This window comes from Rhodococcus antarcticus, assembly GCF_026153295.1.
Classification (GTDB): Bacteria; Actinomycetota; Actinomycetes; order Mycobacteriales; family Mycobacteriaceae; genus Rhodococcus_D; species Rhodococcus_D antarcticus.
Genome location: NZ_CP110618.1, coordinates 1 through 8,386, shown reverse-complemented (window position 1 = coordinate 8,386; position 8,386 = coordinate 1). Strand labels below are relative to the sequence as shown.

7 protein-coding genes are annotated in these 8,386 nt (G+C 70.4%); 2 read left to right on the top strand and 5 right to left on the bottom strand.

The window, feature by feature from the left end:
- The first annotated feature begins 501 nt into the window (after nucleotides 1-501).
- Nucleotides 502-1,224, top strand: coding sequence for a hypothetical protein (locus RHODO2019_RS19085; RefSeq protein ID WP_265385169.1), 723 nt, complete (start codon nucleotides 502-504; stop codon nucleotides 1,222-1,224).
- 666 nt (nucleotides 1,225-1,890) lie between these two features.
- Here RHODO2019_RS19085 and RHODO2019_RS19080 read toward each other — a convergent pair.
- The 4 genes from RHODO2019_RS19080 to RHODO2019_RS19065 form a co-directional block, all read right to left on the bottom strand.
- On the bottom strand, nucleotides 1,891-2,199 hold the full coding sequence (locus RHODO2019_RS19080; RefSeq protein WP_265385168.1) for a hypothetical protein: 309 nt from the start codon (nucleotides 2,197-2,199) through the stop codon (nucleotides 1,891-1,893).
- A gap of 169 nt (nucleotides 2,200-2,368) precedes the next feature.
- Nucleotides 2,369-2,959, bottom strand: coding sequence for a hypothetical protein (locus tag RHODO2019_RS19075; RefSeq protein ID WP_265385167.1), 591 nt, complete (start codon nucleotides 2,957-2,959; stop codon nucleotides 2,369-2,371).
- Complete coding sequence (locus RHODO2019_RS19070; RefSeq protein WP_265385166.1) at nucleotides 2,956-3,855, bottom strand: ParA family protein; 900 nt, start codon at nucleotides 3,853-3,855, stop codon at nucleotides 2,956-2,958. The genes RHODO2019_RS19075 and RHODO2019_RS19070 overlap by 4 nt, the downstream gene beginning before the upstream one ends.
- A 1,660-nt stretch (nucleotides 3,856-5,515) precedes the next feature.
- Entirely contained in the window at nucleotides 5,516-5,737 is a 222-nt protein-coding gene (locus RHODO2019_RS19065; protein ID WP_265385165.1) for a toxin-antitoxin system, read from the bottom strand.
- 390 nt (nucleotides 5,738-6,127) lie between these two features.
- Between RHODO2019_RS19065 and RHODO2019_RS19060 the strand changes: the two genes are divergently transcribed.
- Nucleotides 6,128-6,544 carry a hypothetical protein gene (locus tag RHODO2019_RS19060; protein WP_265385164.1) on the top strand — a complete coding sequence of 139 codons (417 nt, stop codon included), beginning with the start codon at nucleotides 6,128-6,130 and terminating at the stop codon, nucleotides 6,542-6,544.
- A 261-nt stretch (nucleotides 6,545-6,805) separates the two neighbouring features.
- Here RHODO2019_RS19060 and RHODO2019_RS19055 read toward each other — a convergent pair whose 3' ends face one another.
- Nucleotides 6,806-8,386, bottom strand: coding sequence for a relaxase/mobilization nuclease domain-containing protein (locus RHODO2019_RS19055; protein ID WP_265385163.1), 1,581 nt, complete (start codon nucleotides 8,384-8,386; stop codon nucleotides 6,806-6,808).

The window sequence follows — 8,386 nt, the reverse complement described above, 5'->3', positions numbered from 1 at the left end:
GCCGGTGCCGGTGCCGGTGCCGGTGCCGGTGCCGGTGCCGGCGTCGATGTCGTCGCGGTGGCGTCCACGAGCGGCGGCGTCGAGCTGACCGCAGGCGTCGCGGGCGGGGTCGCTGTGGACACAGCGGCAGCGGTCGGTGCCGAACTCCCCGACGCCGCGGAGGGATCCACCGCCGCGGAACCGGCCGCTGGCGCCACGGTCGAGGTGGTGGTCGGTGCCGTGGAGGTGCCCGACGTCGACGCAGCCGCACCCGCCGAGGACGACACCGGCGCCCCGGTCGCACTGCTGGGCGGTGCAGCCGGTGCGGGGAGCAGTGATGCATCGACCTGCCGGACCTCGCCCGCGCCGAGCGTCGGCGCCATCAGACCGGACGTCGTGTGGTCCAGACCGAGGAAGTGTCCGAGCTCGTGCCGCACCACCGTGAGCAGGTCCATGTGCGTCCCGGCGGGATCCTTCGGCGAGTCGATCGCCCAACCCCACCCCGCAGCGTTGGTGTCAACCGTGATGGAGCTGCCCGACTGCTGCCCGAGGGCCAGTCCAGGGAGGTCGGCGACGCTGACCCTGACGGAGGAGAAGTCGGCGGTCGGGTCGACGGCGGACCATTCGGACTTCGCTGTGGCAGCGGCCGCCGCCACCTGGTTGGCCGTGACGACATTGTCTGCCGCAACCACCATCGCGGGTGCGGAGGCTGCGTCGAGGTTCTGGGCCGCAGGTGCGGAACCGACCGTGGTCGGCGTCGACGCCGTCGTCGGAGTACCGACCGTGGTCGGCGTAGACGTCGTCGCCGTCGGCGGCGTCGATACCGTGGTCGGCGTCGACACCGTGGTCGGCGTCGACACCGTGGGCGGCGTCGACGCGGTGGGCGGCGTCGACGCGGTGGAGGGCGTCCCGACCGTGACGGTCTGTCCGGAGGAGCCGCTGGTCGTGGTCGTCGTCGTCGTGCCGTTGGTGGACGTCGTCGTCGTCGTGCCGTTGGTGGACGTCGTCGTCGTGCCGTTGGTGGACGTCGTCGTCGGGCAGCTCACCGACTTGGACTGGATCACCACGCCGCTACCGAAGTTGCAGCTATTCGAGGTGCTGGTCGTCGGGACCGGCGTCAGGACCGGCGTCGGAACCGTTGCCGGAACCGGGCTCGGTACTGGATTTGGTACTGGACTCGGTAGTGGACTCGGGTTCGTGGTCGCGACCACACGGCGTGGCACGAGCTGCGTCTGCACGATCTGACGGGGTGTGACCGGCCCCGGCGATGCACTCGTATTCGCCGCCGGGACGGTCGCCACGATGGGAACACCGTGCACATCCGCCGCCGGCGGTACCGACCCACGGGTCTGGCTCGGCGACGAGCCCGAGGTGGGCGCACTCGGCTGGACCGGGGAGGCAACTGAGGGCGCTGCCGAAGCGGCAACTGCGCTTGCCGCCGCAAGGGCGGGCGCGCGTCCCCCGGTGGCCAACGCCACGACCAGGACAATGGCGATCGGAATTCGAATTCGGGCACTCAACAAGGGCGACACCGGAGAGGACGAGGCCTCATCCGGCGGTGCGTACCGCACTTGTCGCCAGAACACGGATTCTCCTGACAAATCGACCAGCCCACACTTCTGCAACTGCACAGTGGGCCGAGCCGCATGAATCCACGTTCAGTCCGAGCAACTATCGTGGGAGGGAAGTTAACACAAGATCATCTAGCGGTACAGGGGGAACTTTTCGCTCCGATCGTGTCCTCCGGGGCGGGTCGCGCACCCCCCCTGCACCCGGGCGAACACCCTGTGACCGCCCGCGGTGGTGTTGCGCTGGAGGTGGTCTTCGTGGACCACGGGCCCGGGTGTTCTCCCGCCGCCACGTCCGCCCTTGCGCACAGACGCCAACCACAACCTCCGCAGCGCGCAGCCATCACACCGACCGCTCCCCCACGGTGTAACCGAGCCGGGCGAGCTTGCCGGAGAGCAGCCGGTAGCCAAGCTCCAGGTCGTCACCCTGAGGGTTAATCAGGTCGTTGGTCACGTAGTCGCTGTCACGATCGCGACAGCAGACGGGTTGGCGCACCCGGCCGAAGCAGGCCTGGTTGCAGCGGCCGAGCAGCCTGCAGGTCAACCGAACCAAGATTCCCTTGGCGGCCAGGTAAGCGGCGAGCGGGCAATCAGGGCGGACGTGTCGTGCCCAGCATAAAAGTGGTGTTTCAAATAGGAACAGTTTAGGCACGCCGGCTACACCTCGCACTGGCCCGGCCGCGCGAGAGCGGCCATTAGCGATGCCAAGGTCGGGCACCGCTTGCTGCGTCGTTGTCCACCCGCGGAGCGGCCGGGCCCCGGGTGAGGCCGTGGTTGAACCTAGGAACGAGATCAGGTGGAGGGCCGAGATGAGTTGTCGTTCATGGGATCCCATGCTGGGTGAGGTGGCGGCGTAGCGCTTCGTTGACGAGGGCGGACCGTGAGGGGGCGGACCACTGGGTGACGAGGTTGTCGAGCACCTGGGCCACTTCGGGGGTCATGCGCAGCTGGGTCGGTGCGCTGACCTGGGTGCGCACCCGGTGACGGGTGGTGGTGGGGAACAGTCCAGTCCCCTGGTTTGCCTGGTCGGCTGTCCAGTGTGTGGCGAGCTCGCCGGCGTGAGCCTCGATGGCGTCGACGGCGACCCCACCGTGGGTGAGGTGCTGACGGGCAGCGAAGTCGCGGAGCTTTTCCCGAATGGTGACGTCGAGCTGCACGGACACGATCCGGGTGCCCCCCGGTGCGACCTTGACCGCACCTGCACGGTTCGTCGGCTGCCGTGGAACGGGCTGGGCCCGTGGGCTCACCGGCGGCAGGTCGTCTCTCGCCGGTACGGAGGGGTTTCCTTCCGGGGTCAGCGCAGGCTCCGGGGCATCTGGGGTGGCGCGGGGCGGTGCGGGGTCTCGTCGCAGCCTGCCCTCGAGTCCGGTCTGGCCTTTGAAGGTGTCTCCGAGCTTGGGTCGGTCGCTCATCGGACACCTGCGTGCGCGGCCGGGGTCTCCCGCTCGGCGATGGCGTCAAGGATCTCCCTCGCGAGTGCGAGGTAGTCGCCGGCGATGCCGGAGGCGTCGCGGCTGAGGAGGTCCTCGCTGTCGGTAGCTCTGCTGCCCCGCTTGAGCCGGGCGATGCGGCGGGCTTTCTCCTTGAGCTGGGACTGCTCGAGCTCGTGGGGTAACAGGCCGCGGCGGCGCATATCGATGGCCGCCGACTCCAGGTAACGGATGCTGGCCTGGAAGACGGGCGCGGCGCCGTCGAGGGTGTCGACCAGGGATGCCCGCACGGACTCGCGGGCACGGACACTGTTCGCGCGGACGCCGAACAGAAGCACCCCCAGCAAGGTCAGGCCGGGGTTGGTGGCGCGGGCAGCGGCGAAGCGGGTGGCGACGCGGACAAGGCCGTCGAGCGAGGCGTCGTCGGAGCGGGTCGGGATGATCAGGTAGTCCGCTGCGGCGAATACGAGGCTCTGCAGGCCGGCCTCCCCAGGCGGGGTGTCGATGAGCACGAGGTCGTAGTCCTCGTGCGCCTGCCCATGCGGCCTCAGGCTGTCGAGTGCAGACCGCAAGCCGTGCAGCTGGTCGCTGTCTGGGGCCAGGACCAGTCCCTCGAGCGCGACCCCGCCAGGAACGACGTCGAGGTTTTCCCGGACGCCGCGGATGGGCGTGAGGTGCGTCCCTTCGGTGATGGCGGCCGCAAGCTCTTGGCCGTCGCTGTCGGCGTAGCCAAGGTCGCGGCGCAGGTTCCCTTGCGGGTCCGCGTCCACGGTCAGCACCCGGTAACCGCTCGCGGCGAAGAGACCTGCAAGACCCGCAGTCAGGCTGGTCTTGCCCACCCCGCCCTTGCCGTTTGCGATCGCGACAACTCGTCGCATCTTGCGCTCCGATCAGAGGACAACAGGAAAGCCCTGTTGCAACAACAGTGCGACCAGTGTGGCGTAGTACTACCTATCTACTGTTGCGCCACGCCGGGTGGCCACCAGATCAGCAACAGTGCGAATTTACTAGCATGCGTGTTGCTTGTACTGTTGTTTGCGCTGTTGTTCCCCTGTTGTGACAACGGTGCGCTAACGCTGGGGTTAGGAAGGACCGTGCTTACGGCGCCCAGCAGCCGCCGCGGCAGCGAGGGCGGCGGTGTGGCCGACGCCGCCGAGGGCGGCTTGGGCGGTCACGCGGTCGGCGATGTGCTGGGCGTGGTCTTGGGCAGCGAGGGTTTTGCGTCGGGTCACCGCCGCGAGGTCTTCGGCCTGGCGCGCGTCGTCGAGGGCACAGGGTCGGTCGTCGAGTGCGCCATGGCGGGTGAGGACCCAGGACAAGAACCCGATGGGGCGGTCGGGTCGGGTGGGGATGCGGTGGCCGGCGGCGTGGTGGTCGGTGAGGAGCTGGTTGAGGTCACGGTCGGTCCACCCGTGTCGAGCTGGCAGGGCCAGGAACGTCGCCCACACCCCAGGCGGCAGGGTTTTGACCCAGGTGGGGGAGTCGGGGTTCCTCGCCCACCTGGTGGCCAGTAGTAGCCCTTTGGCGTCGGGCGCCGCCCGCCGCCGCATTGCCCCGCTTTTGTTCGATGCCGGGCGCGAAGCGCCTCGATGTTGGCTGTTTCTACCCGTAGAAACCAGGTAATCAACGTGAGGGTTGGTATCAACTGCACCCCTACGGGGTGGGGTGCCATCTATCTTCTGACCTGCAACGATGTCAACAGGGTTGTCCACAGGCCCCGGGGTGATCGGGGCATGTGTGGTGCTGGGGTGCAGGGCGTAGTCCGCGCACCAGCCTCGGGCGTTGTGTCCGCGGTGCCAGGCTTCAAGGCGTTCGTCGAGAGTGCGGTGCCGCCCGGGGGCGACCTCGGTGGCGAGGCCGGCGAGCCGTAGGAACGTCCGGGCCCGGGTGATGGTGCGGGCACCGAGCCCAGTGGCCCGGGTCAACCCGGCTGGGCCCCCGGTCGCGCCGAGCAGGGGCCGCGAGCTCCGGCCGGTGCGGTAGTCCGCGGCCGTGGCGTGCGCGGTAGCGACGGCAAGCAGGGATCGGCGGGACAGCCCGCCGCCGGTGAGGGCGACGAGCTGGGGGCGCAGGAGCAGGTAGTGGCAGCGGTACACCGCGTCGACGTGGGCGACCCAGCGGTCGGCGGACCACCAGCACGGCAGCGTCGACCAGGCGTCGCGGGGGAGTTGACGCCGGGGGGCCGGCCGGGCAGGGGTGAAGGCCGCGGGTCGGGTGGAGTCTCGACGCGAGGCGGGTCTCGTCGACGTCGTCGCGCCGCGTCGGCGGTGGGGGGGAGGGGAGGTAGTGGCGCCGGTGGCGACACGCCCACCCCTGGTGAGGTCCTGATCTGGACCTGCGTCAGGGTGCGCGCTACCCTGAGAACTGCCTCGCACGGCAAGTTCCCTTCGGGGATGTAGCACCTGGTCGCTGAGCGCCAACTCAACGGCCCTAGTCGGAGTCCGAGCCCCTCCCGCCAAGGAGGGGTTTTCGGCGTTCTAGGGGCTACCTAGGTGCGATGTGTTGAGTTGTTCGGGACGGCCGGTTGGCCGTTGGCTGCTAACCCGTCATCGGCAGCGGTTCCTGTCCTGTCTCGGTGGCGTATTCGGGCAGGCCCAGGGTCACGGACAGCAGGTCAGCGAGGTATCCGCTGACATGCGCTCCGCGCTCTGCTGCGCGTCGCTGCACCTCCTCGTAGACCTCCTGGGGGAGGCGTACCGAGGTCATGTGGCGATCACCCTTGTGCGGGCGACCGAGCTTCCGGTGCTCAGCGGTGGCCATGAGGTGAGACTGTCAGGGGAGTTTCGGAAAACGCTGCAGACACGCCCCAGTCGCGAAGGACGGTGCACTTTGGTCCGCCCGCGCTGTCGGCGAGCTGTTGGCGCTTCCTCATGGGTACAAGACACCGCATGTGACACGTGTGCCCGCAACAGTTCTCGACGGGCTTAGCACTGGGGGAGCAGAGCCTGCACGCGCTGCGGGTCCACCTGTTCGCGCACGGCCAGTCGACGGCGCCGACCCGCCTACGGCGACGAGCTGGGACCATGGTTGTTGAGCGATCGGTGCCGGTCGAGCACCACCTCCACGGAGCACGCCACGTTGCTGGAGGCTCTCACCGGGTGGTCGTGGGGACGCCATGAGCAGAACAAGCCCACAAACAGGGGGACAGCAGTGGTCGACGGGAGCCGGTTCGTGGAGCGGGTGCGCCGCTACTACCGGGAGTCACGCCCGGAAGCGACGAAGGAGCTGGGCTCGGCGGCGGAGGCGGAGGCCTATTTCCAGAGCCTCGCCGCGGAGATCGAGAGCCAGGTGCAGGACGCGGAGGACCAGGTCGCGGGACCGGACCTGCCGGGGGAGACCTACCTGGAGAAGGGGGGTCGCCTGACAGCGGCCCGGGGCCAGGCCGAGGAGCTGGTGCTGGCGGACCTGCTGTACGCGATCCCGCCGGAGGAGGAGGACGAGGACGACGGGTTCTCCCCGGAAGCGAAAGCCTGGTTCCAGGAGGACCGGGAGATGCGGGCGCACGCCGCAGCCCTGCTGGCGGAGCCGTGGCCCGAAGCACCGACGGAGACGCAGACCAACGGCTGAACTGGTCGCCGTCGGCGACCGAACCGGCGGTGCCCTCGGGGGCCGGGTCACGCATCACCGCCAACCTCGCCGCCCTGCGGGAGCTCCAGGACAGCGGACAGCAGCGTCACCGGTCCGGAGAGCCGGGTCAGGCTCCGAGGCCTGCTCACCTGTGGTTGTCACGGGTTGTGGTTCTTCCCGGCCGTCCTCACCCGCACCGTGAACACCAACGCGGTGCGGTCCTCGACCGCGTCGCCCCCACACCTGGCACCTGGCACCTGGCTACATTCCTCGGTCGAGGTCCCGTGTCGGTCTCCCGCGCACCGGAGGCGCCGCCTGGTTCGGGGAGGCCAGTGGGCGCGTGATCGGGGTGCGGGCGGCCCGACGCGCCTGCTCCATCGCCCACGCCATCGCGGGGTTGGGCACCGGTCCCAGCTCGCGGGGACCACCGACCAGGGCCAGGGCGGTGACGTTGCGCTCCGCGGACAGGGCCGCCGCCCGGGCCAGGGCCAGGCGCCCGGCCTGGGCGTGGGCCTCGGCAATCGACTCCGACAGCCGCAGCACCTGGGTGAGCAGCACCGCGGTGCCCACCCCATCCGCGCTGGCCCCGATGACGGTCAGCATCGCCCGCGCCGCCGACCCAAGACGGCCTTCACCGACCGCCGGTGGCACGTGCCGACCGGGCTGCTTGTCGACGGCCTCGGCCAGGGCGTGCGCCGCCAGCGACACCGACACCGCCGGCCTCCCCTCCAACGCCTGCGCTGCTGCCGCGAGGACCCCCGCCCCGTCGCGGGCCGCCGCCGACCATGCCCGCCCATCCCCGACCGGGACCGCCCGCAGGGCTTCGCGCACCTCGTGCACCGCCCGGGCCGCAGCCACCTCCTGGGTGTCGCCACCGGTGGTCAGCTCCGGTCGCCGCCTCCCGGTCCCGGTGGTCGCTGGCCCGGCCGTGGTGTGCCGGGGGTCGTCGACAGACCGCCACGCCGGGACCGCACTGGGGTCCTGCGCCCATCCGGCGCGCAGCGCGGGCAGGGTCAGGTCCTTGCCGAGCTTCCCGCCGCCGAACCACACCAGGTCCTGCCCGGACGTGGGGCTGGTGGGTCGGGCCGCCGAGTACCCGACGACCGTGGTGCGCCCGGTCCCGGTGTCCCACCGTGGGCGCAGCACCACCCGGTGCTCAGTAGCCATAGCCACGAACTCCGACTCGGTCCGGGCCGCCGTGGCGCACGCCCGGACCGTGCGCCGCAGCTCCTCCCGCACCGACTCCTCCCGGGTCTGCACCTGGCGTTGCACCTCCACCCGCGACAGCGGCGGGGTGCCCGCCCCAACCTCGCGGGTGCGGACCTCCAGGCCGAAGCGCTCGCGCATCTCGGTGGCCACCTCGCGCAGGGCGCGGCGGTCGCTCTGCAGGCGCACAGCCCGACCGTCCTCCCGCACCAGGGTCGCCTGAATGTGGATGTGGTCACGGTCCCCCGACGCCGCCCCGTGGTGCACGGCAATCCACCGGACCCCGGCCCGGGTGTCGGTCTCGGTGAAGCCCAGCTTCTCCGCCACGGCGTGCGCGACCAGCGACCACTCGGCGTCGCTGAGGTTGCGGTCCTCACCATGGTTGCTGATCGACACGTGGTAGACGTGCTGGGCTGGGGCCCGCTCCCCGCTCAGGCTCTCCAGCGTCGCGATCGGCCGGTCCAGCTCTGCGGTCAGCAGTGCCCGCTGCACCTCATCCGGGTGGGTGATGCCCTCCCACCCGACGTCCCACGCCGCCACGATCCGCTGGTTCGTGTGCTCCTCGTGCCGCCCCGGACCGAACAGGTACTCCACCAACCCCCGAGTCCGGGAGCCCTTCTTCGCCACCGTGATCAC

Bases quoted from the DNA above. Each gene is read 5' to 3' on its own strand.
- RHODO2019_RS19075 (WP_265385167.1), bottom strand. From the start codon at position 2,959: ATGAGCGACCGACCCAAGCTCGGAGACACCTTCAAAGGCCAGACCGGA.
- RHODO2019_RS19070 (WP_265385166.1), bottom strand. From the start codon at position 3,855: ATGCGACGAGTTGTCGCGATCGCAAACGGCAAGGGCGGGGTGGGCAAG.
- RHODO2019_RS19065 (WP_265385165.1), bottom strand. From the start codon at position 5,737: ATGGCCACCGCTGAGCACCGGAAGCTCGGTCGCCCGCACAAGGGTGAT.